Source organism: Streptomyces sp. JHA26, from assembly GCF_002005565.1.
In the GTDB taxonomy this organism is placed as follows: domain Bacteria; phylum Actinomycetota; class Actinomycetes; order Streptomycetales; family Streptomycetaceae; genus Streptomyces.
This window is the reverse complement of sequence record NZ_BDJC01000051.1, coordinates 40163-52955: the sequence shown is the minus strand read 5'-3', so window position 1 is coordinate 52955 and position 12793 is coordinate 40163. Positions and strand designations below refer to the sequence as shown.

General features: G+C 72.6%; 15 protein-coding genes and 1 pseudogene. 10 read left to right on the top strand and 6 right to left on the bottom strand.

Annotation, left to right across the window (positions count from 1 at the left end; translation table 11 throughout):
- Positions 1-550: phosphatase PAP2 family protein (locus tag JHAT_RS26110; protein WP_077800716.1), on the bottom strand; the 550-nt coding region annotated here is incomplete at its 3' end.
- Between the two features lie 86 nt (positions 551-636).
- Entirely contained in the window at positions 637-1197 is a 561-nt protein-coding gene (locus tag JHAT_RS26105; protein ID WP_077800710.1) for a DUF5134 domain-containing protein, read from the bottom strand.
- Positions 1198-1378: 181 nt separating this feature from the next.
- Here JHAT_RS26105 and JHAT_RS26100 point away from each other — a divergent pair, with 181 nt between their 5' ends.
- Both JHAT_RS26100 and JHAT_RS26095 read left to right on the top strand, forming a co-directional pair.
- Positions 1379-3076 (top strand): FUSC family protein, encoded by a 1698-nt coding sequence (locus JHAT_RS26100; RefSeq protein ID WP_077800709.1) that lies wholly within the window; start codon positions 1379-1381, stop codon positions 3074-3076.
- On the top strand, positions 3073-3639 hold the full coding sequence (locus JHAT_RS26095) for a MarR family winged helix-turn-helix transcriptional regulator (protein ID WP_077800708.1): 567 nt from the start codon (positions 3073-3075) through the stop codon (positions 3637-3639). Before JHAT_RS26100 ends, JHAT_RS26095 begins: the two co-directional genes overlap by 4 nt.
- A gap of 30 nt (positions 3640-3669) precedes the next feature.
- On the opposite strand, the pseudogene JHAT_RS35515 reads toward JHAT_RS26095, so the two are convergent.
- A pseudogene (locus JHAT_RS35515) lies at positions 3670-3855 on the bottom strand (VOC family protein); the annotation flags it as partial.
- 12 nt (positions 3856-3867) lie between these two features.
- Positions 3868-4260, bottom strand: a complete 393-nt coding sequence (locus JHAT_RS26085; protein WP_077800707.1) for a VOC family protein — start codon at positions 4258-4260, stop codon at positions 3868-3870.
- 76 nt (positions 4261-4336) lie between these two features.
- Here JHAT_RS26085 and JHAT_RS26080 point away from each other — a divergent pair, with 76 nt between their 5' ends.
- Positions 4337-4876 (top strand): GNAT family N-acetyltransferase, encoded by a 540-nt coding sequence (locus tag JHAT_RS26080; protein ID WP_077800706.1) that lies wholly within the window; start codon positions 4337-4339, stop codon positions 4874-4876.
- Positions 4877-4893: 17 nt separating this feature from the next.
- On the opposite strand, the gene JHAT_RS26075 is transcribed toward JHAT_RS26080, so the two are convergent.
- Positions 4894-5577: a glycerophosphodiester phosphodiesterase family protein gene (locus JHAT_RS26075; RefSeq protein ID WP_077800705.1), complete on the bottom strand. Its 684-nt coding sequence runs from the start codon at positions 5575-5577 to the stop codon at positions 4894-4896.
- Positions 5578-5805: 228 nt separating this feature from the next.
- On the opposite strand from JHAT_RS26075, the gene JHAT_RS26070 reads away from it, so the two are divergent.
- The 4 genes from JHAT_RS26070 to JHAT_RS26055 all read left to right on the top strand — a co-directional run bounded on the left by JHAT_RS26070 (position 5806) and on the right by JHAT_RS26055 (position 9735).
- On the top strand, positions 5806-7203 hold the full coding sequence (locus JHAT_RS26070; RefSeq protein ID WP_077800704.1) for a DUF6421 family protein: 1398 nt from the start codon (positions 5806-5808) through the stop codon (positions 7201-7203).
- Positions 7204-7262: 59 nt separating this feature from the next.
- Entirely contained in the window at positions 7263-8009 is a 747-nt protein-coding gene (locus JHAT_RS26065; RefSeq protein WP_171991057.1) for an SDR family NAD(P)-dependent oxidoreductase, read from the top strand.
- Positions 8006-9076 (top strand): low specificity L-threonine aldolase, encoded by a 1071-nt coding sequence (locus JHAT_RS26060; protein ID WP_077800702.1) that lies wholly within the window; start codon positions 8006-8008, stop codon positions 9074-9076. Before JHAT_RS26065 ends, JHAT_RS26060 begins: the two co-directional genes overlap by 4 nt.
- 86 nt (positions 9077-9162) lie before the next feature.
- Positions 9163-9735: a transglutaminase domain-containing protein gene (locus tag JHAT_RS26055; protein ID WP_171991056.1), complete on the top strand. Its 573-nt coding sequence runs from the start codon at positions 9163-9165 to the stop codon at positions 9733-9735.
- 10 nt (positions 9736-9745) lie between these two features.
- Here the strand turns inward: JHAT_RS26055 and JHAT_RS26050 are convergent, their stop codons facing one another.
- A complete protein-coding gene (locus JHAT_RS26050; protein WP_077800700.1) occupies positions 9746-10474 on the bottom strand; it encodes a 1-acyl-sn-glycerol-3-phosphate acyltransferase in 729 nt (242 codons plus the stop codon).
- A gap of 295 nt (positions 10475-10769) precedes the next feature.
- On the opposite strand from JHAT_RS26050, the gene JHAT_RS26045 reads away from it, so the two are divergent.
- The 3 genes from JHAT_RS26045 to JHAT_RS26035 all read left to right on the top strand — a co-directional run bounded on the left by JHAT_RS26045 (position 10770) and on the right by JHAT_RS26035 (position 12793).
- A complete protein-coding gene (locus JHAT_RS26045) occupies positions 10770-11111 on the top strand; it encodes a thioredoxin family protein (RefSeq protein ID WP_077800699.1) in 342 nt (113 codons plus the stop codon).
- A 145-nt stretch (positions 11112-11256) separates the two neighbouring features.
- Entirely contained in the window at positions 11257-11769 is a 513-nt protein-coding gene (locus tag JHAT_RS26040) for a flavin reductase family protein (RefSeq protein WP_077800698.1), read from the top strand.
- A gap of 235 nt (positions 11770-12004) precedes the next feature.
- Complete coding sequence (locus JHAT_RS26035) at positions 12005-12793, top strand: electron transfer flavoprotein subunit beta/FixA family protein (RefSeq protein ID WP_077800697.1); 789 nt, start codon at positions 12005-12007, stop codon at positions 12791-12793.

Genomic DNA, 12793 nt, shown 5'->3' with positions numbered 1-12793 from the left:
CCGCCACGGAGACCGCCGCCGCCGTCACCGCGGCCAGGCGCACGCCGCGGGGGGCGCCGTGGTGGTGGAGCAGCCACACGAGGAGGCCGCACACGAGGGCGGCGGTCATGGCGTGGCCCGACGGAAAGGCGGAGTAGTGCGCGGAGTCCACGGGGTCGGGCCAGACGGGGCGGGGGCGGTCGACCGCGGCCTTGAGGAACTGTTGCAGCATGCTGCCCAGCGCGCAGGTCACGGCCAGCCACACGGCCGTCCGCCGGTCCCCGCGCCGCCACCACAGCCACACCACCACCAGCGCGCACAACAGGCGCATCGTCCAGGGGTCCCACACCCAGTCGGTGAGGACGCGCATGATCTGCGTGACGCCCGTTTCGTCCACCGCCCAGCGGTGCGTGGTCCGCGCAACCTCGTCGTCCAGGCCCGTCAACGGGCGCCACTCGGCGGCGACCAGGACGAGCAGCGCCGAGGAGCACAGGGCCAGGACCCAGGCCGTGCGGACGGCGGTGCGGGGCTGCGGCGGACGGGGCGGGGAGTCGACGGGCGGCGAGTGCATGCTGCGATACTCGCCGACCCCGGGGGCGGGGAGCCACTCTCCCCGCTGAAGTCCGTGCGCGGAGGCCTGCCGGGCCGGCCCGGCGGTCACATGGTCAGCAGCATCCCCAGCATCGCGATCCCCATCGCCAACCGGCAGGCGTGCGCCAGCTCCGGCCGGTCGCCCCATCCGGCCGCCGGGCCGCCGCCCGTCGCGGCCGCGACGGGTATCAGGCGCACGCCGGTCAGCAGCACATAGCCGGTGAAGTAGAGCAGCAGCGCCCCGGTCAGCAGCGGGATCCCGGAACCGCCGTGCCCGTGGCCGTGCCCCTGCGTGCCGACGGGGACACCCGCCATCGCCACCGCCATGTAGACCATCGCCGCGGCCCCGACGAGATGGTGCAGATGATGCCGGGACGAGCGGGCCGCCCACAGCGCGCGCAGCCCGGCACCGCCGAACACCACCGCGTAGGCGGGCCACGCCCACGGGGGCGGGGTGAACACCGCCGCGGGCACGGCCATGGCGGCCATGCCGAATCCCATGAGGGCCTCGCCGCCGGCCGCGCGGCGCTGCTCCTCGACGTCGCTGCGCATCCGCAGCAGGCAGTAGGTCCCGGTCGCCGCGCACAGCGCGACCAGCAGCCAGCCGGACGTTGCCGGTCCGTGCACGTGCACCTCCCCGCTCGGCGGTCGGTCAAGGCCTGCCCGGGTGATGCGGCGCGCACGCGAGCGCAAGGGAGTGCACGGGGGGCATTCGGTGGAGCACGACGGGTCGGAGCAGGTCGGAGGCGGGCGCGCGCCCCTCCACCGGGCATCTTTCACTGGTAAAACACCTGCTAAAGTAAATTCCATGAGCAGTGCGACCCCCACCTCCGGCACCTCACTCGGCCGCCGCCTGTCCCTGACCGGCGTGCTGCGGCTGCGTCGTCCCTCCGAGATCTGGTTCAAGCCCGCCCTCAGCTCGGTCGCCGCCATCGCCCCGCCCAACCTGCTCCTGCTGGCGCTCGGCCGGCTCGACCTCGCGATGTACACGATGGCCGGATCCCTGTGCGCGCTCTACGCCCACAACCGCCCCTACGCCGCCCGGGCCCGCACCCTGGCGTGGGTGGTGTTCGGCATGCTCGGCGGCGTCGCCGTCGCCCTGGTCGCCGCCTCGCTCACCCGCGACGCCGTCGTCCTCGTCACCGTCGGCGCCCTCCTGGCCGCCGTGCAGAAGGCGCTGTGCGACGCCACCCGCGTCGGCCCGCCGGGCAACGTGGTCCTCACCTTCATCAGCTCCGCATCCCTCTTCGTCCCGCAGACCCTCGGCCAGGTCCCCGGCCACCTGGCGCTGGGCGCCGCGGCCGGCGCCTGGGCCTGGCTCGTCGGCATGGCCCCCGCCCTGGTCCGCCCGCACGGCCCCGAACGCCGCGCCACCGCCCAGGCCCTGAACGCCGCCGCCGCGTACGCCGACACCCGTGGCACCGGTGACGGCCACGCCACGGCCCGCGCCGCCGGGTACACGGCCGTCCAGGCCGCCTGGCAGACCCTGCTGTCCCTGCCCGCCACCGGCACCCGCGCCACCACCCGGCACGCCCTGGAACGCCTCGTCGTCCGCGCCGAGGTCGCGCTCGCCGCACCCGCCGACACGGACCCGGAGCGGCTGCGCGGCTGGGCCCGCGCCCTGCGCGGCACCGGGCGCGTGCCCCGCGCCGCCGCTTCCTCCGCCGACGCCTCCGTCACCGAGGAACTGCTGGGCGTGGACGCCGAACTCGCCGCCCGTCCCGCGCCCCTGCGGCAGCGGCTCGGACCGCTCGCCCCCATCGCCGTGCGCACCGCCCTCGGCTGCGCACTGGCCGGCTACGCCTCCCTGGCGCTCGGCATCGGCCGCCCCTACTGGGCGCTGGTCACCGCCGCCGCGCTCTACCAGGCCAACCTGTCCCTGACCTGGGGCCGGGCCGTCCAGCGCGTCGTCGGCAACCTCGCCGGAGTGCTGCTGTTCGCCGCCCTCGCGCCGCTCGCCCACCTGGGGAAGATCCTCCTCGTCCTGCTCTGCCTCCTCCTCAACTTCGGCGCCGAGGCGCTCATCACCCGCAACTACTGGCTCGGCAGCGTCTGCGTGACGCCGATGGCCCTGCTCATCACCGAGTTCCCCGGCTACCAGGCGCCCGGCGAGCTGATCACCGAACGGGTGGTGGACACCCTCGTCGGCGCCCTGGCGGGCTTCCTCGCGGCCGTCGTCGTCACCAACCGGCGCGCCGGCGACCGCGTCGAGCAGGCGGTGACCGCCGTCGACCGCGCCCGCGAGCGCGCCGCCCGCCTCCTCGCGGAGCCCGAGCCCGCGCCCGGCGCCCTGGAGGGGGCCCGCCGGAGCCTGGCCGCCGCCCTGACCGACCTGCGCGCCACCGCCGACGCCGCGGCCGGCGAGTGGTGGCAGCGCGCCCTGCCCCAGGAGAGGGTCGTGCTCGCCGAGCAGGCCGGACACCGTACGCTCGCCGCAACGGTGCGACGCCGGGCAGCGCGTGCGCACCGGGACACGGGCACGAGAACGGAGGACGTACGGCCATGACCGCAATTGACGGGGGCTCGGCGACCGGGGGCAGTGCGACCGGCGGACCGGGCGTACCGGGCGGGGACACCGTCGCCGCCGTCGTCCGGCAGTGGCGGGCCGTCCACCCCGACCTCGACACCGGCCCCATGGAGATCATCGGTCGCATCAACCGCTGCGCCGCCCTCCTCCAACAGGCCGAGGACGCCCCGCTGCGCCGGGCGGGCCTCAGCCGCGCCGAGTTCGACCTGCTCGGCGCGCTGCGCCGCACCGGGCACGAGCTGACCCCCGGTGAGCTGGCCCGCGAGACCTTCTCCTCCGGCGCAGCCGTCACCAAGCGCCTCAAGCAGCTCACCGAGCGCGCCCTGGTGGAGCGGCGCGGCGACACCCGCGACCGCCGGGTCGCCCACGTCCGCCTCACCGACGCCGGACGCGATCTGGTCGACGGCCTCCTGCCCGAACAGCTCGCCTACGAGTCGGCCGTCCTGTCCGGCGTCGACGCCTCCGAGCTGGACGACCTGGCCGCGCTCCTCGGGGCACTGCTGGGCCGGCTGGAGGGCCGCCTGGACGCGCTGCGGATCTGACCGCCGCCCGGCGGTGCCGCGGCCGGCTCGGCGCCCGTCGCCCGCCCGGTACACGCCGAACACCGCGCCCTGCGGGTCCCGGAGCACCGCGATGCGCGGCCCCTCGGGCAGGGCTGTGGGCTCCACGGGCACGGTGCCGTCGCCGTCGGTCGTGTCGACCGCGGCGGCGTCCACGTCCGCCACGGCGAAGCACGGCAGCCAGTGCGCCGGCACCTGCCGCCCCGGCGCTCAGATCCCGGGCCGGTAGCGCAGCGGATGGTCCGCCGGCACCTCCACCAGCACGATCCGCGTGCCGTCCGGGTCCTCGATCCACATCTCGACCAGCCCCCACGGCTCCCTGACCGGCGGCCGAACGATCCCGACGCCCTTCGCCCGCAGCTCCGCCTCGGCCGCCGAGGCGTCCTCGACCTGGAGCCACAGCGCGAGCGCGGGGGACAAGGGCGTCTCGGAACGTCCGGAGACCTCCAGGAAACCGCCGCCGAGGAAGTACACGGTGCCCCGCTCGGGCCCGGTGCCGAACTCGCGGTGGACGGCGAGGCCGAGCTGCTCGCCGTAGAAGGCGCGGGACCGGTCGGGGTCGGTGGGACGGAGCAGGATCCGGCTGCTGAGTACGTGCACCATGCGTCCGGAGCCTAACGGCGGGGTTAGGCTCATCGGTGCCCGCGCCGCGCCCGAGAACGAACCGGAGAGACACCCCATGGAGACCGCCACCGGCCGACTGACCTTCCGCGACGCCACCGATGCCGACGTGGACGCACTCGTCGCACTCGTGGAGTCCGCGTACCGGGGCGAGTCCAGCCGGGCCGGGTGGACCACCGAGGCGGACATCCTCCAGGGGCAGCGCACCGACCCCGAGGGCGTGCGGGAGGTCGTCGAATCGCCGGACAGCCGCCTGCTGACGGTCGAGCGGGACGGCGGGATCGTGGCCTGCTGCCAGCTCGAGCACCGCGGTGAGCACGCCTACTTCGGGATGTTCGCCGTCAGCCCGGCGCTCCAGGGCGAGGGGATCGGCAAGAGGGTCATCGCGGAGGCGGAGCGGCAGGCCCGCGAGGTGTGGGGTGTGACGGAGATGCACATGACCGTGATCTCCGTGCGCGAGGACCTCATCGCCTGGTACGAGCGCCGCGGCTACCGCCGCACGGGAGAGACGACCCCCTTCCCGTACGGCGACGAGCGCTTCGGCATCCCGCAGCGGGACGACCTGCGGTTCGAGCTGCTGGTCAAGCCGCTGGCCTGAGACTCACGCCGTGACGTTCACGCCGTGAAGCGGCCGGTGCGTTTGATCTCCGGGTAGTCGGTCGTCGCACCGTCCAGCCCCAGGGCGCGCACCAGCCGCAGGTGGTCCTGGGTGTTCACCGTCCAGGCGAAGACCCTGAGGCCCGCCCCGCGGGCCCGCTCCACGACCTCCAGCGTGATCCGGTTGACGTCCAGGCACAGGGTCGCGGCGCCGGCCTCGACGGCGCGGTCCACCACCTCGGGCCCGTAGTACTGCGCGACCAGGGCGGTCCGCACCCCCGGCACGAGCCGGGCGATCTCGACGACGGCCTCGTCGTGGAACGAGATCACCTCGACCCGGTCCACCAGGTCGCGCCGGCGCATCACCTCGGCCAGCGTCCGCGCCGCCGCCACGTCCTTGATCTCGGCCTGCAACGGCACCGAGACGGCGTCCAGGACCTCCTCGAAGACCGGGATCCGCTCCCCGAGGCCCGCGTCCAGCGTGCGCAGTTCCTCGAGCGTCCGGTCGGCGATCGCGCCGGTGCCGTCGGTGGTGCGGTCCACGTCCGCGTCGTGCATGACGACGAGCGCGCCGTCCTTGCTCAGGTGCAGGTCCAGTTCGACGACGTCGAGGCCGGCCCGCTCGGCGGCGACGAAGGAACGCAGGGTGTTCTCGGGCTCGACACCCATGACTCCGCGGTGACCGATGGTGAGGAAGTTCAAGGCTCGACTCGCTTCCGTCGACGTCGGCGATGGCAGGGCGGCAGTCCGGCGGCCCTGCGGGACCGTTTCCCCTCTGCCGCTCCCGGTATACGGACTTCGGTGTCCCGCAGGAAGAAATGCGGTGAAGGGCAGGGTGGGGCAGGATAATTTACGGAGGTGCCCCTTGCTGGGAGAAACCTCGTATGCATACGGTGTCCTGACGCAAGCTTCTCCCGTGGAGGATGGGACATGACGGAAATTCTTGTGCAGGTGGGTGCGGAGGGGAACGTTCCTCCGGTGAGCAGGGTGGTGGAGCACCCGGCGTGGCCCGTGCTCAAGGATGCCGTGGAGCGGATCCGGCCATGGCAGTCCAAGGACGGGTCGATCGACTTCGACGCCGAGGGCGCCCCGGAGCGCGCCGCCGCCGAGGACGCGGTGCGCCGCGTCGTCGAGGCCGTGCGCGAGCTGTCCCCGCTGCTGCCGCACGACCGCGCGTACCACGAGGCACTGGTGAAGGACCTCGGCCGCTGGGCCGACGGCGGCTTCCAGGTGCCCGACTTCCTCGACTCCCTGCTGGCCTTCCAGCCGGCCGCGAACCGCCGGGACGGCCTCCAGCACCTGGTCGTCTTCCCGATGTACACGCAGAACGGCAACCCGGACCGCAACCTCGAGGCGGTCGTGCTGCGCATGGTCTGGCCCGACTGGCTGGCCGAACTGGAGCGCACCCGCTACGACAACCCGCTGTTCTGCGGCATCACCTTCGAGGACTTCACGGCCGGCTACGACACCAACTCGGCCGTGCTCTTCCCGGAGACCATCGCCGTGCGCGAGGCGCCCGAGCGCTTCTCCTGGGGCGGCATCTTCTGCGACCGCGAGGCCGCCCGCTTCCGCCGCGTCACCGACGCCGCCGTGGACATCCTCGGCCTGGAGCTGCCCGAGGACATCGCCGCCATGGTCCACGACCAGAAGCGCTGCGAGGAGGCCTTCGTCCTGTGGGACATGGTCCACGACCGCACCCACAGCCACGGCGACCTGCCGTTCGACCCGTTCATGATCAAGCAGCGCCAGCCGTTCTGGATGTACGGCCTGGAGGAGCTGCGCTGCGACCTCACCGCCTTCAAGGAGGCCGTGAAGCTGGAGGCGGACGGCGTCCCCCAGGCCCGTGACGTGCAGTACGCGGTGCTCTTCGACCGCATGTTCCGCTTCCCGGTCACCGGCGAGCGCGTGCGCAACTACGACGGTCTCGGCGGCCAGCTCCTCTTCGCCTACCTGCACAAGCACGACGTCGTCCGCTGGACGGACAACAAGCTCTTCATCGACTGGCAGCGCGCCCCGCAGGTGACCAACCAGCTCTGCGCCGAGATCGAGACGCTCTACCGCGACGGCATCGACCGCCCCAAGATCGTCCACTGGTTCGCCGGCTACGAGCTGGTCTCCACCTACCTCGCCCCGCACCCGGGCTCGAAGTGGGCCAAGGGCCCCGACGCCCTGGACCTGACCCAGCCGCCGCGCAAGCTCGTCGACGACGTGCTCCCGGACGAGTTCCCGCTGAGCATGTTCTACGAGGCGCTGTCCAAGAAACTGAAGAACGTGATCGCCTCCACCAAGGGCATCACGGCGGACGACGCCGAGCGGGTCGCCGCGTGAGCGACGGCGCGGGCACGCGGGAACGGACTCGGCAGGCACAGGATCGGGAGGCGAGGACCATGGGGAACGGTGCGCTCGACGGCGCGGTGATCGCGGTGGCCGGAGCGGGCGGACCCGCCGGACGGGCCGCGCTGCTGCGGCTCGCCGAGGCGGGCGCGACCGTCGTCGGCTCGGACAACGACCCCCAGCGGCTGGCGGAGGCGGTGGACGCGGCGCGCTACGCGCACGGCGGCGCCACGGTCACCGGTGAGACGGTCGACCTGCTCGACCTCGCCTCCACCCGGGCCTGGGCCGATCGCATCGAGAAGGACTTCGGCCGCGTCGACGGCCTGGTCCACCTCGTCGGCGGCTGGCGGGGCAGCCAGACCTTCACCAAGACCGACCTCGGCGACTGGGACCTGCTGGAGAAGCTGCTGGTGCGCACCGTGCAGCACACCTCCCTCGCCTTCCACGAGGCGCTCCAGCGCAGCGACCGCGGCCGCTACGTCCTGATCAGCGCCGCGGGCGCGTCGCGGCCGACCGCGGGCAACGCCGCCTACTCGGCCGCCAAGGCCGCCGCCGAGGCGTGGACGCTGGCCATGGCGGACTACTTCCGCAAGGCGGGGGGCGAGCAGGGGCCGACCTCGGCGGCTGCGATCCTGGTGGTCAAGGCGTTGGTGCACGACGCGATGCGCGCCGAGCGCCCCAACGCGAAGTTCGCGGGTTTCACGGACGTCAAGGACCTGGCCGAGGCGGTCGCCGGAGTCTGGGAGAAGCCCGCCGCGGAAGTGAACGGAAACCGTCTGTGGCTGACCGACAAGCCGTGAACCCACCGAAGACCGACGCGCGTCGCCATCACGACCCCGAGACCCGCGGATTCGCCAGCGACAACTACGCCGGCGCCCATCCGGAGGTGCTCGCCGCCCTGGCCCTGGCCAACGGCGGGCACCAGGTCGCGTACGGCGAGGACGACTACACGGCGAACCTCCAGCGGGTGGTCCGCAGTCACTTCGGGCCGACGGCCGAGGCCTTCCCGGTCTTCAACGGCACCGGCGCCAACGTCGTCGCGCTCCAGGCGGTCACCGACCGCTGGGGCGCGGTGATCTGCGCCGAGAGCGCACACATCAACGTCGACGAGTGCGGGGCGCCGGAACGGGTCGGCGGCCTGAAGCTGCTCACCGTGCCGACCCCCGACGGCAAGCTCACCCCCGAGCTGATCGACCGTCAGGCGTACGGCTGGGACGACGAGCACCGTGCGATGCCGCAGGTCGTCTCGATCACCCAGAGCACCGAGCTGGGCACCCTCTACACGCCCGACGAGATCCGGGCCATCTGCGAGCACGCCCACGCGCACGGTATGAAGGTGCACCTGGACGGCTCCCGGATAGCCAACGCCGCCGCCTCCCTGGACGTGCCCATGCGCACGTTCACCAACGCGGTCGGCGTCGACCTCCTCTCGCTGGGCGGCACCAAGAACGGCGCCCTGTTCGGCGAGGCGGTCGTGGTGCTGAACCAGGACGCGGTGCGCCACATGAAGCACCTGCGCAAGCTGTCCATGCAGCTGGCGTCCAAGATGCGTTTCGTCTCGGTGCAGCTGGAGGCCCTGCTCGCCAAGGACCTGTGGCTGCGCAACGCCCGCCACGCCAACGAGATGGCCCAGCGCCTGGCCGAGGGCGTACGCGCCGTGCACGGCGTGGAGGTCCTCCATCCCGTGCAGGCCAACGCCGTCTTCGCCCGGCTCCCGCACGAGGTGAGCGAGCGCCTGCAGAAGCGGTTCCGCTTCTACTTCTGGGACGAGGCCGCGGGCGACGTGCGCTGGATGTGCGCGTTCGACACCACGGAGGACGACGTGGACGCGTTCGTCGCCGCGCTGAAGGAGGAGATGGCGCGCTAGGGGACGCCACCCGACTGATGCATAGGTATGCGGCCATCGGAAAAGTCATTGACTGACGGGTGGTCGCGTTCCTATGCTCTGGCGTCATGGAGCTGATCCAGAAGAACCCTGATCTGTCGGCCTACTTGGCCGCTGACGAGGTCATCGACCACGACCACCCGTATGTGCGGGAGGTGGCCGGACGCCTCGCGAAGGAGGCGGAGGACTCGTATGCCTATGCGCGACTGGCGTTCGAGTTCGTGCGCGACACCATCCCGCACTCGCAGGACGCCGGCGATCCGCGCGTCACCTGGCGCGCCTCGGACGTCCTGGAGCAGCGCACCGGCATCTGTCACGCCAAGGCGCACGCGCTCGCCGCGCTGCTGCGTGCCGAGGACATCCCGACCGCCCTGTGCTACCAGCGCCTGGACGTGGTGCACGGGCTGGTCGCCGTGCGGTTCGACGGGGCCTGGCACCGTCAGGACCCGCGCGGCAACAAGCCCGGTGTGAACGCCCGCTTCTCCCTGGGACGGGAACAGCTGGCCTTCGTGCCGGACCGCGAGGCCGGTGAGGCGGACCACCCGGAGCTGTACGCGGCCCCGCACCCGGCCGTGCTGGCCGCCCTGCGGGCGGCCACCGACCGCGCGCACCTCTGGGAGACGCTGCCCGCCGCCCTCTGACGCGCCCGGCTCAGTGGGCCTCGGCCGTGCGCAGCTGCTCGGGCGTCGGCGCCGAACCCCCGAGGTGGGCCGGCATCCACCAGGTGTCGTCGGCACCCCTGGGGCGTACCGGGTAGGCGCGCTGGGCGGCCTCCAGGAGCTCCTGGACGCGCTCGCGCAGCCGACGGGTGAGGGCGCCCGCGTACTGATCGCGGGGGGCCTCCATCGCCTCGCCGACCCGGATGGTGACCGGGGTGTGGCTGCGCTTGAAGTTGCGCGGGTGCCCCTTGGTCCACAGCCGCTGCGTGCCCCACACCGCCATGGGCACCAGCGGGACGCCCGCCTCCTGGGCCAGGCGCGCGGCGCCCGACTTGAAGCTCTTGAGCGTGAACGACTCGGAGATCGTCGCCTCCGGGAAGACCCCGATGATCTCGCCGGACCGCAGCGAGTCCAGGGCGTGCGCGTAGGCCGCCTCGCCCTGCTTGCGGTCCACCGGGATGTGCTTCATCCCGCGCATCAGCGGACCGGAGATCCGGTGCCGGAAGACCGATTCCTTCGCCATGAACCGGACCAGCCGCTTCTGCGGCAGCGCCGCCAGGCCGTTGAAGATGAAGTCCAGGTAGCTGATGTGGTTGCTCACCAGCACGGCGCCGCCCGAGCGCGGGATGTTCTCCGACCCACGGCAGTCGATCTTGAGGTCCCACACCTTGAACATGGTGCGGGCGAGACCGATGACCGGGCGGTAGACGAGTTCTGCCATGGGCGGGTCGGACCCTTCCTTGTCTGCCTGGGAAGGGGGCTCCCAGTCGAAAGTTACGCAGCCGTAGGTTTACGGCCTGTCGAGATCGTGCCCCAAGAACGGCCGGGGTACCACCCCTGGTGCCCGGCCGCGGCGAGATCCTCATCACGTCATCGGCCGTCGTGTGGCCGGAACTCGTCGGTGGACCGGGAATCTTCACCCGCCCCCGGGCGCTGGACCTGGGGACGACCGGATCGGGGCGCCCTCGCGGCGTACCCACGAATGGCCGCGAGGCGGCGGAGCGGGAGACGTACGAGTGGGCGGGCGGAACGACGGCGAGCGGTGCGGCGGCCGACGGCTGGACGCGGCGGACCTGGGGGCGGAACTGGGCGCGCGCGCCACGCTCGTGCAGTTCTCCAGCGCCTTCTGCGCCCCGTGCCGGGCCACCCGGCGGGTTCTCGGCGAGGTGGCCGGCATGGTCCCCGGCGTCGCCCACGTCGAGCTGGACGCCGAGGCCCGGCTGGAACTCGTCCGCGCGCTGGACGTGCTCAGGACCCCGACCGTGCTGGTCCTCGACGCCGAGGGCCGCGTCGTGCGGCGCGCCGTCGGCCCACCGCGCAAGGCGGACGTGATCGCCGCCCTGGGGGAGGCGGTGTGATCATCGCCACGCCGCCGGTGAGGCGTTCTCCACAGCCTCCGGATCCGGGACGTATTTGACTGTGTGTGCCACCCATCGTCACCCTGCCCGTATGCCCTCCCTCCCCCCTCCCCGGACCGAGGCGCACGGCGGAAGGACATCCCGCATGACGGCCACATCCGACCTCGCCGCCCCCCGGACCGCCGCGGGCGGCGACCTCCTGCGGTCCGTCTTCCGGCGGCACGCGGCGGGTGTGGCGGTGATCACCGCACGCGGCGACGCGGGGCCGGTCGGCTTCACGGCCACCTCCCTCACCTCCGTGTCCGCCGAGCCGCCGCTGCTCTCCTTCGGCATCGGCACCGGCTCCTCCAGCTGGCCGACGGTGGCCGGCGCCGAGTACGTCGGCGTCCACCTGCTCGGCGAGCACCAGCGAGAACTGGCCGCCACCTTCGCGCGCAGCGGCGCCGACCGTTTCGGCGCGCCCACCGTCTGGCACGAGGGCCCGGAAGGCGTACCCGTGCTGGACGACGTCCTCGCCTGGCTCGTGTGCCGGGTCGTCGGCCGTGTCCCCGCGGGGGACCACCGCATCGTGCTGGGCGAGGTGCTCCTCGGCGACCCGACGGGCCCGGGCCGCCCGCTGCTGTACCACCAGGGACGTTTCGGCGGTCTGCGCGACTGAGGCTGCTCGGCCTCCGCCTCCGTGGGCCCCTTCTGCGGAACGGTCGAGTTCCGGTTACGCTGCGTTGCGAAGGTCACAGTTCAAAGCGCTTGCTTAGCGGGGAAGAACTGGGTGTACTGGCGAGTAACGTTCCAGGTGGAAGCGTGGGTCGCCCCGACCGGAATCGGCCGCTTGAGGCGCCTATGCTGCCTGCAAGCAGGCAGCACTGAAATGACGATGCAGTAGGAGAGCCGGCGTGAGCTTGAGGATCGTTGTCACTGTGAAGTACGTGCCCGACGCCACTGGCGACCGGCACTTCGCCGATGACCTGACCGTCGACCGTGACGATGTGGACGGTCTGCTCTCCGAGCTGGACGAGTACGCGGTCGAGCAGGCGCTGCAGATCTCGGAGAACTCGGACGACGACGTGGAGATCACCGTCCTGACGGTGGGCCCGGAGGACGCGAAGGACGCGCTGCGCAAGGCGCTGTCCATGGGCGCGGACAAGGCGATCCACGTCGAGGACGACGACCTGCACGGCACCGACGCCATCGGCACCTCCCTGGTCCTGGCCAAGGCGATCGAGAAGGCCGGCTACGACCTGGTCGTCTCCGGCATGGCCTCCACCGACGGCACCATGGGCGTCGTCCCCGCGCTGGTCGCCGAGCGCCTCGGCGTCCCGCAGGTGACGCTGCTGTCCGAGGTCTCGGTCGAGGGCGGCGTCGTGAAGGGCCGCCGCGACGGCGACTCCGCCACGGAGCAGCTGGAGGCCTCCCTGCCGGCGGTCGTGTCGGTCACCGACCAGTCGGGCGAGGCGCGTTACCCGTCCTTCAAGGGCATCATGGCGGCCAAGAAGAAGCCGGTGGAGTCCTGGGACCTGTCCGACCTCGACATCGACGAGGACGAGGTCGGCCTCGAGAACGCCTACACGGTCGTGGAGTCGGCGGCGGAGCGTCCGGCGCGCACCGCGGGCACCATCGTCAAGGACGAGGGCGAGGGCGGCAAGCAGCTCGCCGCCTTCCTCGCGGGCCAGAAGTTCATCTGA

What these genes read in the sequence shown, in the direction of transcription:
- JHAT_RS26100 (WP_077800709.1), top strand. Translation starts at nt 1,379, where the DNA reads ATGAGCAGTGCGACCCCCACCTCCGGCACCTCACTCGGCCGCCGCCTG.
- JHAT_RS26095 (WP_077800708.1), top strand. Translation starts at nt 3,073, where the DNA reads ATGACCGCAATTGACGGGGGCTCGGCGACCGGGGGCAGTGCGACCGGC.
- JHAT_RS26085 (WP_077800707.1), bottom strand. Translation starts at nt 4,260, where the DNA reads ATGGTGCACGTACTCAGCAGCCGGATCCTGCTCCGTCCCACCGACCCC.
- JHAT_RS26080 (WP_077800706.1), top strand. Translation starts at nt 4,337, where the DNA reads ATGGAGACCGCCACCGGCCGACTGACCTTCCGCGACGCCACCGATGCC.
- JHAT_RS26070 (WP_077800704.1), top strand. Translation starts at nt 5,806, where the DNA reads ATGACGGAAATTCTTGTGCAGGTGGGTGCGGAGGGGAACGTTCCTCCG.
- JHAT_RS26065 (WP_171991057.1), top strand. Translation starts at nt 7,263, where the DNA reads ATGGGGAACGGTGCGCTCGACGGCGCGGTGATCGCGGTGGCCGGAGCG.
- JHAT_RS26055 (WP_171991056.1), top strand. Translation starts at nt 9,163, where the DNA reads ATGGAGCTGATCCAGAAGAACCCTGATCTGTCGGCCTACTTGGCCGCT.
- JHAT_RS26050 (WP_077800700.1), bottom strand. Translation starts at nt 10,474, where the DNA reads ATGGCAGAACTCGTCTACCGCCCGGTCATCGGTCTCGCCCGCACCATG.
- JHAT_RS26040 (WP_077800698.1), top strand. Translation starts at nt 11,257, where the DNA reads ATGACGGCCACATCCGACCTCGCCGCCCCCCGGACCGCCGCGGGCGGC.